The 2,705-nt window shown below is 67.7% G+C and carries 2 protein-coding genes; both read right to left on the bottom strand.

Annotated features, from left to right (window positions below):
• Positions 1 to 1,400, bottom strand: a 1,400-nt coding sequence (locus tag AC1DOC_RS28340) for a methyl-accepting chemotaxis protein (RefSeq protein WP_478130984.1), incomplete at its 3' end; no start/stop codon positions are given.
• Between the two features lie 38 nt (positions 1,401 to 1,438).
• Positions 1,439 to 2,705, bottom strand: a 1,267-nt coding sequence (locus tag AC1DOC_RS28335) for a methyl-accepting chemotaxis protein (protein WP_478130983.1), incomplete at its 5' end; no start/stop codon positions are given.

The raw sequence follows: 2,705 nt of genomic DNA, 5'->3' as shown, positions 1-2,705 counted from the left end.
ATGCCGGTGCTCTGTTCCTGGCTGGCCGCCGTGATCTCGCCCATGATGTCGGTCACGCGTTTCACGCTGTCGACGATCTCGTCCATCGTGCGGCCCGCCTCGGCCACCTGGCGGCTGCCGGCCTCGACCTTGTCGACCGAGTCATCGATCAGGCCCTTGATTTCCTTGGCGGCGGCGCCCGAGCGCTGAGCGAGGTTGCGCACCTCGGAGGCGACGACTGCGAAGCCTCTTCCCTGCTCGCCGGCTCTCGCGGCTTCGACAGCAGCATTGAGCGCAAGGATGTTGGTCTGGAACGCGATGCCGTCGATCACGCCGATGATGTCGACGATCTTCTTGGACGACGCATTGATCGACGCCATGGTATCGACCACCTGCCCCACCACGCCCCCGCCCTTCACCGCGACCTCGGAGGCCGAAAGCGCGAGCTGGTTGGCCTGGCGCGCGTTGTCGGCGTTCTGCTTGACGGTGCTCGTGAGCTCTTCCATCGAGGCCGCGGTCTGCTCGAGCGAGCTGGCCTGCTCCTCGGTGCGCGCCGAGAGATCCCGGTTGCCCGCGGCAATCTGCCCCGAAGCGGTCGCGATGGTGTCGGTGCCCTGGCGCACTTCGCCGACCACCCTGGCCAGGCTCTCATTCATGTGCTTCAGCGCCTGCATGAGCTGGCCGGTCTCGTCGCGCGAGTCGGCTTCGATGACCGAGCCCAGGTCGCCGCTCGCCACGGTTTCGGCCACCTTCACCGCGCGGCCCAGCGGCTGCGTGACGCTGCGCGCGATCAGGAAGGCGCAGGCCGCGCCGATCACCAGCGTGAGCACCGTGAGCACGATGCGCAGGTTGAAGCCTCGCTCGTTGGCCGCGTCGATCGCATGGCTCATGTCGTCGATCGCCTTGCGCTCGAGCGCCAGCAGTTCGAGCACCCGGCTTTCATAGGCCTTGGCGGCCGGCTGGAAGATGTTCTTGAAAACCGCCTCCGCTTCGCCCGGGGTGCCGCTGGCCTTGGCTTTTTGCACCGCGTCCTTGGCGGCCTGGTACTTGGCCCGCAGCTCGACGATGGACTTGAAGGTCGACTTCTCGACGTCGGTCACCAGCAGGGCCTCGACCTTGGCCATGGTCTCGCCGCCCTTCTTGACGCTGTCGGAGATGACGCCGGCAAAGGTGACGGGAAGCGTCTCGTCGGTGGTGCGGGCAATCATCGCGGTGCGTGCAATGGCCGAGTAGGTCAGCACGTACCAGTCGGAGATCAGCCGCTCCTTCGCGAGCGGGCTCTGCATCATCTGGCGCGTGGCCTCGGCATTGCTTCGGGCGGTCACCAGGGCGAAGGCGGCCGAGACCAGGGTCAGCGCGAGAACCAGGCCGAAGCCGATGGCCAGGCGCGTTCCGATGCGCATGTTGGAAAGGAAGTTCATCTTTGAATGCCGAATGGGAGTGAAGGAGGCGCGCGGCCTCAGATGGGCGCCACCTCGGGCGCGTGGTAATGGACAGGGCTGGTTTGGCGCAGGGCGGTTGCGGCCTGGCGCGGCGGGCCGTCCAGCTTGAACACGCTCACGGCCTGTACGAGGCTCGCGGCCTGCTCTTGCATCGACTGCGCCGCCGCGGCGGCTTCTTCCACCAGCGCCGCGTTCTGCTGCGTCACCTGGTCCATCTGCGCAATCGCCTGGTTCACCTGCTCGATGCCGGTGCTCTGCTCCTGGCTCGCGGCCGTGATCTCCCCGATGATGTCGGTCACGCGTTTCACGCTGCCCACGATCTCGGCCATGGTCTTGCCGGCTTCGCCCACGAGGGCGCTGCCCATGTCGACCTTGCCGACGGAGTCGTCGATCAGGCCCTTGATTTCCTTGGCGGCCGCGCCTGAGCGCTGGGCCAGGTTGCGCACTTCGGAAGCAACCACTGCGAAGCCTCTTCCCTGCTCRCCGGCWCKTGCSGCTTCCACCGCCGCATTGAGCGCCAGGATGTTGGTCTGGAACGCGATGCCGTCGATCACGCCGATGATGTCGACGATCTTCTTGGACGAGGCATTGATCGAGGCCATGGTGTCCACCACCTGCCCCACCACGCTGCCGCCCTTCACTGCCACCTCGGAGGCAGACAAGGCCAGCTGGTTCGCTTGGCGCGCGTTGTCCGCGTTCTGCTTGACCGTGGAGGTCAGCTCTTCCATCGAGGCCGCGGTCTGCTCCAGCGAGCTGGCCTGCTCCTCGGTGCGCGACGAAAGGTCCTGGTTGCCCGCCGCAATCTCGCCCGAAGCCGTGGCGATCGCATCGGTGCCCTGGCGCACGCCGCCCACCACCTTGGCAAGGCCGCCGCGCATCGACTCGACGGCCCGCGTGATGACGCCGATCTCGTCGCGGCGGTCGGACGACAGCGGCCGCGACAGGTCCCCTTGGCCGATGGCCTGCACATGCTCGCTCAGTACGCGAAGCGGCCGCACCATGCGCCGGATGAAGGCGATCAGCCCCGCGCCCAGCAGCAGCGCGGCCAGCGCAATGACGCCGCCGAGCAGGCGCATCTCGCGGTAGAGATCGGCCATCACCTCCGAGGCGGGAACCTCCGCCACCACCAGCCAGCCGGCCGCATCGCTCCTGCTCACGGACGCGTAGCGCCGTCCGGCCTGCACCGGCAGCAGCACCGCGGGTGCATCCTCGATCCACGCCGCATCCTCGCCCTTCAGGCGGGCGAGCCACCCGGCCGGATCCGCACCCTGCAGAACCTCCGAC

Source organism: Variovorax sp. 01T439_2, from assembly GCF_056398445.1.
The sequence above is the reverse complement of the archived record's forward strand: the minus strand, read 5'-3'. Positions and strand labels throughout refer to the sequence as shown.